18 protein-coding genes are annotated in these 14398 nt (G+C 63.2%); 8 read left to right on the forward strand and 10 right to left on the reverse strand.

Annotated elements, in window-relative coordinates:
* The first annotated feature begins 75 nt into the window (after window positions 1-75).
* Together VGO12_RS01655 and VGO12_RS01660 are read left to right on the forward strand one after the other, a co-directional pair.
* A complete protein-coding gene (locus tag VGO12_RS01655) occupies window positions 76-1002 on the forward strand; it encodes an ABC transporter ATP-binding protein (RefSeq protein WP_327511007.1) in 927 nt (308 codons plus the stop codon).
* Complete coding sequence (locus VGO12_RS01660; RefSeq protein ID WP_327511008.1) at window positions 999-1760, forward strand: ABC transporter permease; 762 nt, start codon at window positions 999-1001, stop codon at window positions 1758-1760. The genes VGO12_RS01655 and VGO12_RS01660 overlap by 4 nt, the downstream gene beginning before the upstream one ends.
* A 37-nt stretch (window positions 1761-1797) precedes the next feature.
* Here the strand turns inward: VGO12_RS01660 and VGO12_RS01665 are convergent, their stop codons facing one another.
* From VGO12_RS01665 to VGO12_RS01680, 4 genes are all read right to left on the reverse strand, one after another.
* Entirely contained in the window at window positions 1798-2478 is a 681-nt protein-coding gene (locus VGO12_RS01665) for a permease (RefSeq protein WP_327511009.1), read from the reverse strand.
* An 89-nt stretch (window positions 2479-2567) separates the two neighbouring features.
* Complete coding sequence (locus tag VGO12_RS01670) at window positions 2568-3269, reverse strand: TIGR02281 family clan AA aspartic protease (protein ID WP_327511010.1); 702 nt, start codon at window positions 3267-3269, stop codon at window positions 2568-2570.
* Entirely contained in the window at window positions 3266-3487 is a 222-nt protein-coding gene (locus VGO12_RS01675) for a DUF1289 domain-containing protein (protein WP_327511011.1), read from the reverse strand. The genes VGO12_RS01670 and VGO12_RS01675 overlap by 4 nt, the downstream gene beginning before the upstream one ends.
* 36 nt (window positions 3488-3523) lie before the next feature.
* Window positions 3524-4312 carry an adenosylcobinamide-GDP ribazoletransferase gene (locus VGO12_RS01680; protein ID WP_327511012.1) on the reverse strand — a complete coding sequence of 263 codons (789 nt, stop codon included), beginning with the start codon at window positions 4310-4312 and terminating at the stop codon, window positions 3524-3526.
* 257 nt (window positions 4313-4569) lie between these two features.
* Between VGO12_RS01680 and cobT the strand changes: the two genes are divergently transcribed.
* On the forward strand, window positions 4570-5586 hold the full coding sequence (gene cobT, locus VGO12_RS01685) for a nicotinate-nucleotide--dimethylbenzimidazole phosphoribosyltransferase (protein ID WP_327511013.1): 1017 nt from the start codon (window positions 4570-4572) through the stop codon (window positions 5584-5586).
* Window positions 5587-5813: 227 nt separating this feature from the next.
* The gene (locus VGO12_RS01690; protein WP_327511014.1) at window positions 5814-6227 is read left to right on the forward strand and encodes a diacylglycerol kinase; all 414 of its coding nucleotides are present in this window, start codon (window positions 5814-5816) and stop codon (window positions 6225-6227) included.
* 5 nt (window positions 6228-6232) lie between these two features.
* On the opposite strand, the gene VGO12_RS01695 is transcribed toward VGO12_RS01690, so the two are convergent.
* Together VGO12_RS01695 and VGO12_RS01700 are read right to left on the reverse strand one after the other, a co-directional pair.
* A complete protein-coding gene (locus tag VGO12_RS01695) occupies window positions 6233-6772 on the reverse strand; it encodes a GNAT family N-acetyltransferase (RefSeq protein WP_327511015.1) in 540 nt (179 codons plus the stop codon).
* A gap of 3 nt (window positions 6773-6775) precedes the next feature.
* Entirely contained in the window at window positions 6776-8311 is a 1536-nt protein-coding gene (locus tag VGO12_RS01700; protein WP_327511016.1) for a HAMP domain-containing sensor histidine kinase, read from the reverse strand.
* Between the two features lie 309 nt (window positions 8312-8620).
* Between VGO12_RS01700 and VGO12_RS01705 the strand changes: the two genes are divergently transcribed.
* From VGO12_RS01705 to VGO12_RS01715, 3 genes are all read left to right on the forward strand, one after another.
* On the forward strand, window positions 8621-9208 hold the full coding sequence (locus tag VGO12_RS01705) for a thermonuclease family protein (protein WP_327511017.1): 588 nt from the start codon (window positions 8621-8623) through the stop codon (window positions 9206-9208).
* Entirely contained in the window at window positions 9201-9830 is a 630-nt protein-coding gene (locus tag VGO12_RS01710) for a uracil-DNA glycosylase family protein (protein WP_327511018.1), read from the forward strand. Before VGO12_RS01705 ends, VGO12_RS01710 begins: the two co-directional genes overlap by 8 nt.
* A gap of 65 nt (window positions 9831-9895) precedes the next feature.
* Window positions 9896-10384, forward strand: coding sequence for an Lrp/AsnC family transcriptional regulator (locus VGO12_RS01715; protein ID WP_327511019.1), 489 nt, complete (start codon window positions 9896-9898; stop codon window positions 10382-10384).
* A gap of 54 nt (window positions 10385-10438) precedes the next feature.
* Here the strand turns inward: VGO12_RS01715 and VGO12_RS01720 are convergent, their stop codons facing one another.
* From VGO12_RS01720 to VGO12_RS01730, 3 genes are all read right to left on the reverse strand, one after another.
* Window positions 10439-11134: a DNA alkylation repair protein gene (locus tag VGO12_RS01720; protein WP_327511020.1), complete on the reverse strand. Its 696-nt coding sequence runs from the start codon at window positions 11132-11134 to the stop codon at window positions 10439-10441.
* Window positions 11131-12072: an NAD(P)-dependent oxidoreductase gene (locus VGO12_RS01725; RefSeq protein WP_327511021.1), complete on the reverse strand. Its 942-nt coding sequence runs from the start codon at window positions 12070-12072 to the stop codon at window positions 11131-11133. The genes VGO12_RS01720 and VGO12_RS01725 overlap by 4 nt, the downstream gene beginning before the upstream one ends.
* 155 nt (window positions 12073-12227) lie before the next feature.
* On the reverse strand, window positions 12228-13055 hold the full coding sequence (locus VGO12_RS01730; RefSeq protein WP_327511022.1) for a class I SAM-dependent methyltransferase: 828 nt from the start codon (window positions 13053-13055) through the stop codon (window positions 12228-12230).
* Between the two features lie 203 nt (window positions 13056-13258).
* Here VGO12_RS01730 and VGO12_RS01735 point away from each other — a divergent pair, with 203 nt between their 5' ends.
* Entirely contained in the window at window positions 13259-13984 is a 726-nt protein-coding gene (locus VGO12_RS01735) for a DUF2270 domain-containing protein (protein WP_327511023.1), read from the forward strand.
* 121 nt (window positions 13985-14105) lie between these two features.
* Here the strand turns inward: VGO12_RS01735 and VGO12_RS01740 are convergent, their stop codons facing one another.
* On the reverse strand, window positions 14106-14372 hold the full coding sequence (locus VGO12_RS01740; RefSeq protein ID WP_327511024.1) for an usg protein: 267 nt from the start codon (window positions 14370-14372) through the stop codon (window positions 14106-14108).
* Window positions 14373-14398 lie beyond the last annotated feature (26 nt).

Below are 14398 nucleotides of genomic sequence, written 5' to 3' on the forward strand. Positions count from 1 at the left end.
AGGCTGCAAATCGGAACGAATTGTCCCATATAGGGCGGTACCTCACGAAACCGCCCCGCTTCCGGATCACCCTACATGGCGCCCATCGTTTCCGTTTCCAACCTGTCGAAGACCTATGCTTCCGGCTTCCAGGCGCTGAAGGGCGTCAGTCTCGATATCGAAGAGGGCGAGATCCTCGCGCTGCTCGGGCCGAACGGCGCCGGCAAGACGACGCTGATCTCGATTATCTGCGGCATCGTCAATCCGAGTGGCGGCTCGGTGAAGGTCGGTGACCACGACGTGGTCAGGGATTTTCGCGAGACCCGCGCGATGATCGGGCTTGTGCCGCAGGAACTGACGACCGACGCGTTTGAGACCGTGTGGAACACGGTCACCTTTTCCCGCGGGCTGCACGGCAAGAAGCCGAATCCCGCGCATATCGAAAAGGTGCTGAAGGACCTTTCGCTCTGGGACAAGAAGGACAACATGCTGCGCGAGCTGTCGGGCGGCATGAAGCGGCGCGTGCTGATCGCCAAGGCGCTGTCGCACGAGCCGCGCGTGCTGTTCCTCGACGAACCGACCGCCGGCGTCGACGTCAACCTGCGCAAGAGCATGTGGGAGGTGGTCGAGCGGCTGCGCGCCTCCGGCGTGACGATCATTCTGACGACGCACTACATCGAAGAGGCCGAAGAAATCGCCGACCGCATCGGCGTCATCAACGGCGGCAAGATCCTGCTGGTCGAAGACAAGGTCGCCCTGATGTCGAAGCTCGGGCGCAAGCAGCTGAGGGTCGATCTTGCCCATCCGCTCGCAACCGTGCCCGAGGAGCTGTCGGGCTACAACCTGACGCTTGAGGGCGATGGGCACTGCCTGATCTACGACTATGACACCAGCGCCGAGCGAACCGGCATCACCACCTTGTTGGCGGCACTCGCCGAAGCCGGTCTCCGGCTCAAGGACATTTCCACGCGGCAGAGCTCGCTGGAAGACATCTTCGTCGAAATCGTGGGGGCAGGGCGATGAACATCGAAGCGATCAAGTCGATCTATTTCTTCGAGATGGCGCGCACCCGGCGCACGCTGCTGCAGAGCGTCGTGTCGCCGGTCATCTCCACCTCGCTCTATTTCATCGTCTTCGGCGCGGCCATCGGCGGGCGCATCCAGGAGATCGACGGCGTTTCCTACGGCGCCTTCATCACGCCGGGCCTGATGATGCTGACGCTGCTCACCCAGTGCATCGGCAACGGCTCCTTCGGCATCTATTTTCCGAAGTTCACCGGCACGATCTACGAGGTGCTGTCCTCGCCGGTCTCGATGCTCGAGATCGTGCTCGGTTATGTCGGTGCGGCCGCGACCAAGGGGCTGATGATCGGCACGATCATTCTTCTGACGGCATCGCTGTTCGTCGACCTGACGATCGCCCACCCTTTCGTCATGGTGTTCTTCTTCGTGCTGACGGCGATATCCTTCAGCCTGTTCGGCTTCATCATCGGCATCTGGGCCAAGGATTTCGAGCAGCTGAACCTGATCCCGATGCTGGTGATCCCGCCGCTCGTCTTCCTCGGCGGCAGCTTCTACTCGATCAAGATGCTTCCCCCCTTCTGGCAGGCGGTCAGCCATTTCAATCCGGTGCTTTACCTGATCAGCGGCTTCCGCTGGAGCTTTTTCGAGGTGTCGGACGTCAATCCGGTCATCAGCGCGGTGATCATCCTCGCCTTCCTGACGATCTGCATGTCGGTGCTGACCTGGATCTTCCGCACCGGGTACCGCTTGAGAAACTGACGGCAGGCGTGCCGCCTTCCGTCAGCGCCGGCCGGCATCAGGCAGGCAAGGCGCCCGTGCCGAAGACAATCGCTGCGCCCACCAGCAGGATTGCAAACAGCGCCTGCAGCAAAGTCCACACGACCCGCAGGCCGGCGCGCGCGCTCGACAGGCCGAGGTCCGCCTTGAACCAGCGCGTCTCGACGATCACGTACCAGACGAATGCCGCAAGGACGAAGGCGACCCCCGTCATCAGCGCGCTTTGACTTTGTGTCCGCGTGAGCAGCATGCCCACACTGAGTACAAGCGCAAAGGGTGCCGTAACATAGCACTGGCTGTAAAAGGGCGCCCTGAGGGTGTCACGGGTCAGCCGTGCGCCTTTGTGCCTGAGCAACTTCACAGCCATGAGCAGCGGCAGGATGCCGAAGGCAACGGCGCGAAACATCAGGAGATTGGAATCGCTTGCCAGCAGCGGCGGCGGGGACCAGGGCGTCGTCTGGTTGACCAGTCCGAGTTCGACGCCGTGGGCGAGCAGCAGCGTGATCAGCAGGAAGAGTGGCGGGCTCAGGGTTTCTGTATATTGCTCGGACGCGTCATCCGAAAGTTCCACATCCGCGTAACGCATCATTGCCTGTGGCTGGCGCAACGTGCGCCACATCGTCAGCGGGTAAAACAGCAGCCATGACACGAGTTCGTAGAGAAGCTCGTCGATCGACTTCAGCAAGCGCATGAAATCCATGAGGCGGTTCTCCCGGAACGAACGGCTGCGGACACCGGCATGCCGGTTTGCGCCAACATGCACGAACATTCCCTCGACGCAAATGCCGCTCAGTCGCGCAGGCGCAGTTCGTCGGTGCGCATCTGCAGCATTTCGAGCGTCGACAGGAAGCTCATGCCGAGCAGGCTCTGGTCGAGCCGGCCCTTGGCTGCGACCGTCGCCCCGATGTTGCGGCGGGTGATCGGGCCGATCGATATCTCCGACAGCATCACAGGAGCCGCCTGGGCGCGGCCGTTGGCGGTCATCACGGTGACGATGTAGTTGAGGTTGGCCGGGTCGAGGCCGATCTTTTCTGCGTCCTCGTAGGTCAGCGCGATGCTGCTGGCGCCGGTGTCGACCAACATGCTGATTTCCTTGCCGTCGACGGTGGCGGAGGTTTCAAAATGCCCGTTCAGCATTTTTTGCAGCACCACTTCCTGCTGTCCTTCGCTGTCGGTGATGATGGTGGCGCGGCCGGGAATGAGGCCGGCGAGCACACGGTTGCCAATACCTTCCAGCTCGAAGCGGTAGACATAGGCCGAGACCAGGGCAAGCACGATGAACAGCCAGATGGCGACCTGGCGCAATCCTTCGCCAAAACGCCGGCGGCTCTGGAGAATGCCGGCGCCGATCAGGGTTGCGATGGCGCCGAGCGTCACCAGTTGGCCGAAGTCGTCGTTGGCGATCCCCATGGTCCGGCCGGCATCGTGGTTGATGATCAGCAGGATGAGGCCGATCGCCAGAATGGAGAGCAGAATGGCAAGGCGTTTCATGCTTCGTCGCGTTCCCGGGCCATCCGGCTGCGGCGGGTCTCGCGCCGTGGCTTGCGTTCGATGGTGTCGAGGCGGGCAGGCAGTGCAGCCATGATCAAGTCACGCTCGGCGTCGCTGTAGATCGACCACTTGCCGACCTCGTCGCGCGTGCGTCCGCAGCCGAAACAGTAACCGGTCTTGTCATCGATCGAACAGACGAGAATGCAGGGAGATTTCATGGCGTTGCTCTGTTTCCTCCAGATTATATCGATCTTTCAAACCGTCAGCGCAAGAGCGCCGAGGACGGCGATTTCCACCAGCTGTTGCGTTGCCCCGATCGTGTCGCCGGTCTGGCCGCCGATCCTGCGCTCCGCGAGCCCGCCAAAGCCTCTGACGGTCAGGATGAAGGCGATGAGCGCGGCGATCAGCCCGAGCGCCGGCACCTTGGCGACATAGAAGAGCAGCATCGCGACAAGGACACCGAAAGCAAGGGCAAACCGCGTCGCACCCTGTTGCGGCGCACCGGCCGCCGCCGCGACGCCGCCGTTGCGTGCCGCTGGCAGACGCGCCCAATGCCAGACCATGGCGGCGCGGCTGAGGGCGGCAGTGCCGAGGAGCGTGAGAGCCGCGCCGAGCGGTGTGAAGAGCGGAAGAACGGAGGCCAGCGCCGAGACGCGAAGCCCGACGGACAGGATCAGCGCCAGGGCGCCGTAGGTGCCGATGCGGCTGTCCTTCATGATCGCGAGTACGGCGTCCCGGTCGCGTCCGCCACCGAAACCGTCAGCGGTGTCGCCGAGCCCGTCCTCATGCAGCGCGCCGGTGACGAGCACCTGGATGGCGACGACAAGGAAGGCGGCAAAGAGCGAGCTCACCTCAAGGGCGATCAGCGCTGCGGCGACGGCAGCGGACGGCAGGGCGATCACCAGGCCTGCGAGAGGGAAGGCGCGCACCGCGCGGCTCAGGCGCCCGTCGTAACCGACGAAGTGGCGGGCGGGCACGGGCAAGCGACTGAGAAAGCCAACCGAGCGGGCCACGTCATCAAGGAAATCGCCAACGAAGCTCATGGCTCCTCCAAAGATTTGGGCCGCATTCCGGCTGCACGCCCAATTTGCCGACCTTGGCGAGTCTCGCAAGCCGAACTGCGACGGCCAGTGGCGTCCGCCCACGTTTTCCTCGTCTCCGGCCGATGGCCCGTCGCATTCGAAGGGCCGCCGAGCGGTCGATGGGCGACGCGGATTGGCGCAATTGCCGTTGCCCCGGATACCGCCGGCCTCTATGAGGGGCTTAGTTAGAGCTTCACGATGACGCAAGGATTCCTTCCATGAGTGCCAGCGGCCTGCCGTTTGATGATTTCCGCGAATTGTTGCGCAACCTGCCAGGCCCGGATGCAGCCGCTCTGGTTGCCGCGCGGGAGCGCGACGCGCAACTGACGAAGCCGCCGGGTGCGCTTGGCCGCCTCGAGGAAATCGCCTTCTGGCTTGCCGCCTGGACGGGCAGGGCGCCCGCCGTCAACCGGCCGCTTGTGGCGATCTTTGCCGGCAATCACGGCGTGACCCGTCAGGGCGTCACCCCGTTCCCGTCGTCGGTCACGGCCCAGATGGTGGAGAACTTCGCGGCTGGCGGTGCGGCGATCAACCAGATCTGCGTCAGCCACGACCTCGGCCTCAAGGTCTTCGACCTCGCGCTCGAATACCCGACCGGCGACATCACCGAAGAGGCGGCGCTGTCGGAGCGTGACTGCGCGGCGACGATGGCCTTCGGCATGGAGGCGGTTGCCGGCGGCACGGATCTCCTGTGCATCGGCGAGATGGGCATCGGCAACACGACGATCGCAGCGGCGATCAATCTCGGGCTTTATGGCGGTACCGCTGAGGAGTGGGTCGGCCCGGGCACCGGTTCGGAAGGCGAGGTCCTGAAGCGCAAGATTGCCGCGGTCGAGAAGGCCGTGGCGCTGCATCGCGACCATCTGTCCGATCCGCTGGAGCTCATGCGCCGGCTTGGCGGGCGCGAGATTGCCGCCATGGCCGGCGCCATTCTGGCGGCGCGCGTACAGAAAGTGCCGGTCATCATCGACGGCTATGTCGCGACGGCAGCGGCCTCGATCCTCAGGGCCGCCAATCCGGCAGCACTCGACCATTGCCTGATCGGCCATGTCTCGGGAGAGCCCGGCCATCTGCGCGCGATCGAGAAGCTCGGCAAGACACCGTTGCTGGCACTCGGCATGCGGCTTGGCGAAGGCACCGGGGCAGCGCTTGCCGCCGGCATTGTCAAGGCGGCGGCCGCCTGCCACGGCGGCATGGCGACGTTTGCCCAGGCTGGCGTCAGCAACAAGCAGTGATCAAGATGCGGCCGGGTTTTGAGAAAGACCCGGCCAATTGCTGTCCAAAGCCTGTCGCGGAAGCCATCATGGCTATTGGCGGGCCTTGATGCCCGCGGCCTTCTCGCCTATCCAAGCGCATCTGCACGCCCTAAGTATTCATCGGGGGCACCTGCAACCGCAAGCGCCTTGCATTCGCCTCAATAAAGATGTCGAAGCTTGCGCAGTCATAGCCCAGTCGAGAAGAAATGGACGCCAAGAACACCACGCACCGTATCGGCCAGGCAGGCCCTGTCGAGAAGCAGACCGGAATTCGGCATCTCTTTGCCGCCGCCAGCTATTCGCTCGGCGGTGCGAAGCGTCTGATCGGCGAGGCGGCCTTCCGTCATGAGCTGATCGCCTTTGCCATTGCAATGGTGGCGTTCATCATCGTCGGCGCGACCTTCTTCCAGTATGTGGCGATGGCCATCCTCTTCCTGCTGATGATGGCCTTCGAAGCGATCAACACGGCCATCGAGGAAATCGTTGATCGTGTCTCTCCGGAGATTTCCGAGATGGGCAAGAACGCCAAGGACCTCGGCTCCTTCGCCTGTCTCTGCCTGATCGTCGCCAATGCGGTCTATGCCGGCTATGTCGTCATCGTCGACGGCTTCATCAACTGAACGGTTCAGGCCGGCCGCCTGATCCGATAGAGCACGTGCGGGCGTAGCGCGTTGCCTTCCGGCACGGTCGTATCTTCGAAATCCTCGGCCGGTTCCGACCTCATTCCCAATCTTTCCATCAGCCGGCGCGACGGCGCGTTGATCGCCGACGTGTAGCCGATGACTTCGGAAAGCTTGAGCGTCGTCCAGCCGTAGGCGAGGCAGGCGCTTGCCGCTTCGAGCGCATATCCCTGCCGCCAGAAGGGGCGGGCAAGGATCCAGCCGATCTCGATATGAGGTCCACCCGGAATGTCGTCGCCGGTGCGCGAAAGGCCGAGGCCGCCGACGAGCGCGCCATCGTGCCTGCGCTCAACCGCGACAAAGCCAAAACCGTTGTCGACGAGATGCCGGTCGCAATCCGCGATCATCTCTGCCGTCTCGTTGAGCGTCAGGAGGGCGGGGTAATAGTAGCGCCGGACTTCAGGGTCGCTGTTGGCGACGGCAAAGGGACCGATGTCGCGCTCCGTCCAGGGGCGAAGCCTCAGCCGCTCGGTTTCAATCAGCATCGATCAGGCGAAGCTCTTGCGGCGGCGGACCGGTGCGGCCACGTCCTCGATCGCCGGAAGGCTCTCGAGCACGCGGCGGGCGGGCAGGATGGCGATCGCCTCGGTGCCTTCGCGCAGCTTGGAGCGCAGGATGAACTCGCCATTATGCTTGGCAAGGATCGCCTGGACGATCGGCAGGCCGAGGCCCGTTCCCTGTTCGGCGCTCTTGATGGCGATCGAGCCCTGGCCGAAGGCCGAGAGCACGATCGGGATTTCTTCCTCGGGGATGCCCGGACCGTTGTCCTTGATGGAGAGATACTGTCCGCCGCCGGCGGTCCAGCCGACCTTGAACGTGACCTCGCCGCCGGTGCCGGTGAACTTCACTGCATTGGAGAGCAGATTGAGGATAACCTGCCGCATCGATTTTTCGTCGACCCAGACCGAGGGCATGCCGGATTCGAACTGCTGGTGGATGGTGATGTTCTTGGCGCGCGCCTTCAACTGCACCATGCCGATGCAATCCTCGGCGATCTCCACGAGGTTGACCGAATCCTCGTTGAGGTCGTAACGGCCGGCTTCGATGCGCGACAGGTCGAGGATCTCGTTGATGAGGTTCAAGAGATGCTCGCCCGAACGATGGATGTCGTTGGTGTATTCCTTGTAGGTCGGGTTGCTGAGCGGCCCGAGCACTTCCGTCGACATCACTTCGGAAAAGCCGAGAATGGCGTTCAGCGGCGTGCGCAGTTCATGCGACATGGACGCGAGGAAGCGGGACTTGGCAAGGTTGGCCTCTTCGGCGCGCCGGCGGGCCTCGTCCGACATGGATTTCGCCACTTCGAGCTCGGCGATCAGATCGTCCTTTTCCGACTGAACCGAAAGAATGTGCACGCTTGCGCGGTTCATGCGGCCGGTCATCAGCACGAGGAACAGCAGGGACAGCGAGATAATGCCGGTCAGGCCGATGTAGATCTGTTCGCCAGTGGTGAGCGACGCAAAGACAAGCGCCGCCACGACCGGCGCGAAGGTGTAGAGCAGGGCGTTGCGCAACAGGAACGTTCCCATCGCGGTCGCGGCAAGCGCGACGAGCAACACGGTTGCTTCAAAAAAGCCGAAGCGGACATTGCCGCAGCTTGAACAGTCCTGGGCGATGAAAGTTGCCCAGCAAAGCCCCATCAGGACCTGGCCGAGAAGGAAGCGGCGACGCCAGATGGCGACCTTTTCGGCGCGGATGTCTTCCTTGCGGGCCTTGCGCGCGAAAAACAGCGTTACGGCGTGTGCCGAAAGGGCCATGAGCGCCCAGAGCACGAAGCCGGGATTCCCCGAGAGATAGATGCCGACTGCGGCGACGACGGCGATGAGCAGCGGCAGGGCCATGGCGCTGCGCAAGGCGGAATCTATGTAGAGATTGAGCATTTCCCGTTCGAAGCCCGAAGGCACGGACGAGCCCGTTTGCAGGCGCTCACGCGTTGCGCGAACGGTGCGCGAAACAGCCTTGTTTCGATGGCTGCGCGATTTGTCGACGATGATCTTATCGGTCGATGTGCTGGCGGCGATACTCATGCTCATATGCGACGGGTTGCAATTGTGCCGCAGTCTAGTGAGCAATCCTTAAGAAGTTGCTGCGGAGCGTGAAGGTTTCGACAACCATTGTGGCGCGGCTGTGATTTCCATCCGGAGGATTGCGCGGCGTATGAGGTTTCCTATCTAACCGTCTGGAAATATGGATGGCTGGGCGTTGGCGACAAACAGGCAGGCGTGCGTGCACGCAAGATCGAGGTAGAGGCAAAGTTGAAATTTGGTCGTGCAGGTTATCCATTGCGTGGTCGGCGGGCAGGGAGCGCCCCAGGGCGTCCGGCCGGTCGCGGAGGCATGCTCGTCGGATGGATCGTTCTGCTGCTTCTGGCGATCGGCGCCTATTTCGCCGACAGGCTTCCGGTGACCGAGCGGGCGGCGACCGGCGAGGCACGCGGGCTTGCGACGGCGGGAGACGGCGACAGCCTCAGGATTGCCGGAAAACGCGTCCGTATCGAGGGGATCGACGCGCCGGAGCTTGCCCAGACGTGCCAACGGGCCGGTGTCGCCTGGGAGTGCGGCCGAGAGGCGCGCGCGCAGTTGCGCGCGCTGATTTCGTCCGGTGACGTGCGCTGCCGCTTTCACGGGCGCGACCGCTACGGCCGCGACCTCGGGGCATGCGAGGCCGGTGGCCGCGATATCGGGGGCGAAATGGTGCTTGGCGGCTATGCAGTCAGCTACGGTCGATACGAGGCGGAGGAGGCCAAGGCGGAGCGCGAGCGACGCGGGCTTTGGGCCGGCACCTTCGTGATGCCGCAGGAGTGGCGTCGCACGAACGGGCATCCCGACGAAACGCCCCATCTCGTCGATGGCTGGCTGGCGGCGATGCGCCGCTGGTTGCTTGAGCGCCTTGCATCCGTGTTTGCGGGTATCGGCGATGCCTGAAAGCCCGGATATTCTCAATCTGCGCGCAGCGATTGCCGCCTGTCGCATCTGTCGCGACCAGCCGGCACGCGAGGGAGACGCTCTGCCGCACGAGCCGCGGCCGGTGGCGGTGATCTCGTCGACGGCGCGGCTCCTGATCGCCGGCCAGGCACCGGGATTGCGCGTGCACGAAAGCGGGCTGCCCTTCAACGATGCGTCCGGCGACCGGCTCCGCGAGTGGCTCGCCGTCGACCGCGAGACCTTCTACGATCCCGCCAGGATCGCGATCGTACCGATGGGCTTCTGTTTTCCCGGTTATGACGCCCATGGCAGCGACCTGCCGCCGCGCCGCGAATGCGCGCCGCTCTGGCGGCAGAAAGTGATGGATCTGATGCCGCAGGTCGAGCTGGTGCTCGCCGTCGGGCACTACTCGCAGCGCTGGCATATCGGCCCGGACTGTCCGAAATCGATGACCGAGACGGTCAGGGACTGGCGGCGGTTTGCCTTTCGCAACGCGTCTCCGGCGATCCTGCCGATGCCGCACCCGAGCTGGCGCAACACCGGTTGGCTGAAACGCAATCCTTGGTTCGAGGCTGAGGTCCTGCCGTTCCTGCGCGAGCGCGTCTCGCAGCTGATCGACTGAAACAATTTTCTTTATCTTCACCAAAATCGCGCTATAGAGGGAAAAATAATTCGAGAGGGACTTTCATGGACCGCCTAGACCGCAAGATCCTGCGCCTGTTGCAGGAAGATTCCACGCTGGCCGTTGCCGACCTTGCCAAGAAGGTCGGGCTGTCGACCACACCGTGCTGGCGGCGCATCCAGAAGATGGAAGAAGACGGGGTCATCCGCGGTCGCGTCGCGCTTCTCGACCCGGTGAAGATCAACACCAAGGTGACGGTGTTCGTCTCGATCCGCACGAACTCGCATTCGGTCGAATGGCTGCGCCGGTTCTCCGAGGTCGTCGCCGAATTTCCTGAGGTCGTCGAGTTCTACCGCATGAGCGGCGACGTCGACTACCTGCTGCGCGTCGTCGTGCCCGACATCGCTGCCTATGATGCCTTCTACAAGCGCATGATCGCCAAGATCGAAATCCGCGACGTGTCTTCAGCGTTTGCGATGGAGCAGATCAAGTACACGACCGAGCTGCCGCTCGATTACATGATGATCGATCAGGCGAAGTCCAGCGAAGACTGACGGCGAGACGCGCGGGGTCGACAGCGTCGGCCCCGGCTTTCCCAGGCACCTTCCTCAGGCACGTCCAAGTCGTGCCAGTACCTTTTCGCTCTCGAGTTCGCGAACCGCGTCCTTGCCGGTCCAGCGGGCGGCGGGCTCGGAACTTTGTGCTAGCCGCTTCGCAAGCTGAAGCGCCGGCCCGTGACAGGCGACATTGCGCTTGCCGATCTGCCGGAGCGCCCAGTTGACCGCCTTCTTGACGAAATTGCGTGCGTCGCCCGAATGCGCCTCGATCAGAGGCAGCCAGGAAAGAAGCGTGGCGTCGGGCTCCTTTTTCAGATGCACCGCCGCCGTCGCGATCATCGCGAAGGCGGTCCGCCGGACGAATTCGCGTTCGTCGGCGGCAAATTCCGGGATCAGGTCGTGCTCGAAACGGGCGGCGACAAAAATGTCCGCGACCGTATCGACGAGCTCCCAGGAATTGCAGTCTGCGGCCCAGCGACGGGCCTCGTCCGGTGTCAGCGCTTTCGGATCGGCGGTATAGGCGGCAAGGATGCGCGCCTCGCGAATGCCTGATTGCCAAAGTTCAAGCGCACGGCGGTGATCGACCTTCACCAGCCGCGCAACCTTATGCAGTTCGACATTAGAAAGCCCCAGGGCGGTTTCGGTGGAAATGCCGAAACGCGCCATGCCGGCAAGATTGTCCTGCGATCCCCTGGATCGCAGGTGATTGATGATTTCTTCGGCGGACGATGCCTGTCCGAGGCTCATTTTTCGAGGCGGGCGAGCAGCGAGGACGTGTCCCAGCGGTTGCCGCCCATCTCCTGCACGTCGCCGTAGAACTGATCGACCAGTGCCGTTACCGGCAGCTTGGCGCCGTTGCGGCGGGCTTCGGTGAGCACGATGTCGAGATCCTTGCGCATCCAGTCGACGGCAAAGCCGAAATCGTATTTGCCGGCATTCATGGTCTTGTGGCGGTTTTCCATCTGCCAGGAGCCGGCTGCTCCCTTGGAGATGACGTCGACCACCTTCTCGATGTCGAGGCCGGCCTTCTTGCCGAAATGAATGCCTTCCGCGAGCCCCTGGACGAGGCCGGCGATGCAGATCTGGTTGATCATCTTGGTGATCTGGCCGGCTCCCGTCGATCCCATCAGGCCGACCATGCGCGCAAAGGCCTCGATGATGGGCTTCGCCCGGTCGAAGGCCGTTTCGTCGCCGCCGCACATGACGGTCAGGACGCCGTTTTCAGCGCCTGCCTGGCCGCCGGAGACCGGCGCGTCGACGAAGTGGGCGTTGCGAGCCCTGGCGGCCTCGTAGAGCTCGCGGGCGACTTCGGCCGACGCAGTGGTGTTGTCGATGAAGACGGCGTCGGCGACAAGCGTCTCGAAGGCGCCGTCCTTGGCCGTCGTTACCGAGCGCAGGTCGTCATCGTTGCCAACGCAGGAAAAGACGAATTCGGCGCCATCGGCGGCTTCCGCCGGCGTGCGCGCCGCGCGACCGCCGAACTCGGCCGCCCATTTCTCGGCCTTGGCGAAGGTGCGGTTATAGACCGTCAGTTCGTGTCCGCCGCGGACCTTGAGGTGGCCGGCCATGGGATATCCCATTACCCCGAGACCGATGAATGCGACCTTTGCCATTTCAGTATGCTCCCATTGCTTTCGCTCTGGTGTAACTGATGGCGCGCACACGGAAAAGAGAGAAGGGAGCATCGTGCGATGCTCCCTTGGAATGATACTTCGGAACGATGTCTGCAGCGCCGCGCATCTTGTCAGACGCGCAAAGGTCGCTGTCGCACTTTGGATCGCTGCATGTCCCTGTCCGTCAATCGAGTACGATCAAAGGAGGCATGCAGTCGTCGGCCCGATCAGGGCTTGAAGCGGGCGATCACCAGGTGGCCGGCGATCGGTTCGCCTTCTTCGAGGCGCACGGTGATGTCGCCGACTTCGACCACCTCGAAGCCGGTGGCGGCCAGGCGGTCGCGCAGGTAGCTTTCGGCATGGGCGAAGCGCTGGTGCGGGCCGACCATGAAATCGCGTCCGGCGAAGGTCTCCGTCGGCAGCGTTTCGCTGGAGAAGATCAAAAGGCCGCCGGGAACCAGATTGTCGACAGCGCCGAAGAACAACGCCTCGAGCGCGCCCATATAGGGGAGCACGTCGGTCGCGACGATCAGATTGAACGGCGCGTCGTCGTTGTCGTCGAGAAAGTCGACCGCTTCGGCGACATAGAGCGTTTCGTAGAGATCCTTCTCGTGGGCGATCTCGACCATGTTTTCCGAGAGGTCGATGCCGGTGATGTCTTCGGCCATGTCGCGCAGCGCGCCACCGGTCAGCCCCGTGCCGCAGCCAAGATCGAGCACGCGGTCGAAGGGGCCGAGTTCGAGCGCCTGCAGACGCTGGCGCACGAGCAGCGGCACGCAATAGCCGAGCTGGTCGACGAGCACGTTGTCGAACACTTCGGCATGCTGGTCGAACAGGGTCGCCACGTAGGCGTCGGGCGCCTTAACCGGTGTTTCGCCGCGCCCCATCGACGCCAGGCGAACGGCAGCGCCGCCGTGGTCTTCCGGGTCGAGCGCCAGCACTTCGGCATAGGCCTCGGCTGCGGCATCGAACTTGCCGGACTTTTCCAGGGTGAGGGCGCGGTTATAGGCTTCCGCCAGCGCTTCCTCGTCGATCTTCGGGCTCTTCTGGGTCATGCGCGCTTCATACGTCCGCTGCCTGGCTTTGGCAATCGGTGTTCGCATGCGGTTGCGGCGGTAGATCACGCGGTGACCGGCTGCTTAACAGGAATTCAGCGACCTTTTGAGCGAAAAACGGCGCGATGCGGCGTCGGCGGGATTTATCGTGGCGACGAAAGGAGTCATCATCATAACCATAAGAAAAGACGGGAGGAATGCCGATGTCCGCCGAGCTTGGCCCGCTGATCCTGAGCGCCGAGATGAAGGAGCCGAAGGGCCCACCCTTGCCGCAGACATCGCAGGAGCAGATCAACGCGGTGGTGCATTATTATCGCGGCGAGATGGGGCGCATGGCCGGTTGGCGCGACCGCATCGACCGGACCTCGAACTGGGCGATCACGGTGGTGGCAGCGCTTTTGTCCGTGTCGCTTTCGACGCCGTCGTCGCACCATGGGGTACTGCTTTTCGCCATGCTTTTGATCACGCTGCTGCTATTGATCGAGGCCAGGCGCTATCGCTTCTTCGATGTCTACCGGGCTCGCGTGCGGCAACTGGAGCGCGGATACTTCGCCCAGATCCTGGCGCCCGACGGGACGCCGAACCTCAATTGGGCGGCATCGATCGCCAAGAGCCTGCGCAAGCCGGCCTTCCTGATGAGCTACCGCGAGGCTGTCTGCCGGCGACTGCAGCGCAATTACTGCTGGATGTACCTGATCCTGTTGCTTGCCTGGGCGCTGAAGATCTCATCGCCGAAGATGTCGGCGAATGGCGAACCTTTCGGTCACGTGCGCTCCTGGGCTGATGTGGCGCAGAACGCGGCGCTTGGCCCCATACCCGGTTGGCCTGTGGTCCTCGGTGTCGTGCTGTTTTATGCCCTCGTTCTTTATGGCTCGCTGCACAAGGAGCCGCGCGAAGGGGAACTTGCCCATGGGGAGGTGCATGTCTGAGGGGGCTTGCGGCTCGCGTTCGGCCGTCCGAAGCCGCACGCGGCCAGGATGATCACGGATTGCCTCGCCGTCAATCGATCCGTACCTGCCCGTGCTCCGGCCGTCTCGGCCTCTTGATCGCTCAGTGCAGAATGAACTCGCCCTTCAGCGCCCGCCATTCGGTGGCGGAGATCAGCTTGCGGTGGACGTAGCGCACGGAGTGCAGCGGGCCATCCAGTTTTTCTTCCCAGAACTTCAGGAAGCCACGCATTTCGGGAAAGTCCGGCGCCAGGTCGTAGTGCTGCCAGATATAGGTCTGCAGGAAGGTGGGATGGTCAGGCATATGGTAGAGGATCTGGGCTGTGGTCAGGCCGTAGCCTTTCAGTTGCAGTTCCATTTCGTTTGTCATCAGGACCTCACTTCTCGCAAAGGTTG

This window comes from Ensifer sp., from assembly GCF_035999135.1.
Lineage (GTDB): Bacteria > Pseudomonadota > Alphaproteobacteria > Rhizobiales > Rhizobiaceae > Ensifer.

Excerpts from the sequence above, each read along its gene's own strand:
- VGO12_RS01730 (WP_327511022.1), bottom strand. The coding sequence starts at position 13,055 with ATGACCCAGAAGAGCCCGAAGATCGACGAGGAAGCGCTGGCGGAAGCC.
- VGO12_RS01725 (WP_327511021.1), bottom strand. The coding sequence starts at position 12,072 with ATGCTCCCTTCTCTCTTTTCCGTGTGCGCGCCATCAGTTACACCAGAG.
- VGO12_RS01660 (WP_327511008.1), top strand. The coding sequence starts at position 999 with ATGAACATCGAAGCGATCAAGTCGATCTATTTCTTCGAGATGGCGCGC.
- VGO12_RS01710 (WP_327511018.1), top strand. The coding sequence starts at position 9,201 with ATGCCTGAAAGCCCGGATATTCTCAATCTGCGCGCAGCGATTGCCGCC.
- VGO12_RS01675 (WP_327511011.1), bottom strand. The coding sequence starts at position 3,487 with ATGAAATCTCCCTGCATTCTCGTCTGTTCGATCGATGACAAGACCGGT.
- VGO12_RS01735 (WP_327511023.1), top strand. The coding sequence starts at position 13,259 with ATGTCCGCCGAGCTTGGCCCGCTGATCCTGAGCGCCGAGATGAAGGAG.
- VGO12_RS01690 (WP_327511014.1), top strand. The coding sequence starts at position 5,814 with ATGGACGCCAAGAACACCACGCACCGTATCGGCCAGGCAGGCCCTGTC.
- VGO12_RS01700 (WP_327511016.1), bottom strand. The coding sequence starts at position 8,311 with ATGAGTATCGCCGCCAGCACATCGACCGATAAGATCATCGTCGACAAA.
- VGO12_RS01670 (WP_327511010.1), bottom strand. The coding sequence starts at position 3,269 with ATGAAACGCCTTGCCATTCTGCTCTCCATTCTGGCGATCGGCCTCATC.
- VGO12_RS01655 (WP_327511007.1), top strand. The coding sequence starts at position 76 with ATGGCGCCCATCGTTTCCGTTTCCAACCTGTCGAAGACCTATGCTTCC.
- VGO12_RS01695 (WP_327511015.1), bottom strand. The coding sequence starts at position 6,772 with ATGCTGATTGAAACCGAGCGGCTGAGGCTTCGCCCCTGGACGGAGCGC.
- VGO12_RS01715 (WP_327511019.1), top strand. The coding sequence starts at position 9,896 with ATGGACCGCCTAGACCGCAAGATCCTGCGCCTGTTGCAGGAAGATTCC.
- VGO12_RS01665 (WP_327511009.1), bottom strand. The coding sequence starts at position 2,478 with ATGGATTTCATGCGCTTGCTGAAGTCGATCGACGAGCTTCTCTACGAA.
- VGO12_RS01740 (WP_327511024.1), bottom strand. The coding sequence starts at position 14,372 with ATGACAAACGAAATGGAACTGCAACTGAAAGGCTACGGCCTGACCACA.
- VGO12_RS01680 (WP_327511012.1), bottom strand. The coding sequence starts at position 4,312 with ATGAGCTTCGTTGGCGATTTCCTTGATGACGTGGCCCGCTCGGTTGGC.
- VGO12_RS01720 (WP_327511020.1), bottom strand. The coding sequence starts at position 11,134 with ATGAGCCTCGGACAGGCATCGTCCGCCGAAGAAATCATCAATCACCTG.
- VGO12_RS01705 (WP_327511017.1), top strand. The coding sequence starts at position 8,621 with ATGCTCGTCGGATGGATCGTTCTGCTGCTTCTGGCGATCGGCGCCTAT.
- cobT (WP_327511013.1), top strand. The coding sequence starts at position 4,570 with ATGAGTGCCAGCGGCCTGCCGTTTGATGATTTCCGCGAATTGTTGCGC.